Origin of the sequence: Citrobacter sp. wls714, assembly GCF_005281025.1 — a bacterium.
GTDB lineage: Bacteria > Pseudomonadota > Gammaproteobacteria > Enterobacterales > Enterobacteriaceae > Citrobacter > Citrobacter werkmanii.
On record NZ_SZWZ01000067.1, the window covers coordinates 1 to 860 of the forward strand.

Annotated in this window: 1 protein-coding gene; it reads left to right on the top strand. The window is 53.3% G+C overall.

Going from position 1 to position 860, the window contains the following annotated elements:
- A partial coding sequence (locus FDX11_RS15150; protein WP_137398165.1) for a tape measure protein occupies window positions 1-860 on the top strand: 860 nt, incomplete at both ends.

Here is an 860-nt window from a genome sequence, read left to right on the forward strand (position 1 = left end):
GCTAATGCTCTTCGTCAGTTCGGCCAGTCAATTTCATCCGGCACTGTTCGGGCGGAGGAATTCAACTCCATTCTTGAGCAAATGCCGGAACTTGCACGCCAGATCGCCGCCGGAATGGGCGTAAGCATCGGCGAGTTGCGCCAACTCATGCTTAACGGAAAGCTGACGGCAGAAGATGCGCTGAATGCCATTCAGAAGCAGACAGGATCCGTAAACGCTGAGTTCGAAAAGCTACCGCGTACGCTTTCTCAGGCAAATACAGCGCTGACAAACTCATTCCTGTCGATGATCGACTCTGTTAACCAGGCGACTGGTGCCAGTAGTGGTCTGGTGGCAATAATCGACTCTATGGCAGCAGCACTAGATCGCCTGGTAGGAAAGGCGGCGTCGGCAGATGCTCAGATATCAGATTTGAACAGCACAGCGGAAATGTTCACCAGGCGCGCGCGCACCTGGTCATGGCTTGGTCTTGATGGTTGGGAAGCACAAAACAAAGCGCTTGCCGGTCTAAGCAATAAGGCCGCCTTGCTGGTTGGCGATCTGGCTGCTGTTTCCAAAGCATCACAGACCGCGGCTAATACAAAGCCGATTGAGATTAAAACTACAGGTTCCGCTACTGGCAGCAAAGCGAAGGGCGGAAAGTCAGCAGCTCAGAAAGAAGCTGAGCAGTACGCTAAAGCGCAGGAGACGGTTAACCAAAAACTGGATGAGCTGAGGCAAAAGGCCGAGTTGTCAGCGGGCAGTGTTGGTGAGTTATCGAGAGCTCAGGCCGTGCTTAATGCACAGCAGTCTCTCGGTAATGATGCGTCACAGGAACAGGTCATTCTGGCTGGGCAATACGCGGCTAAAGCCTGGGATAA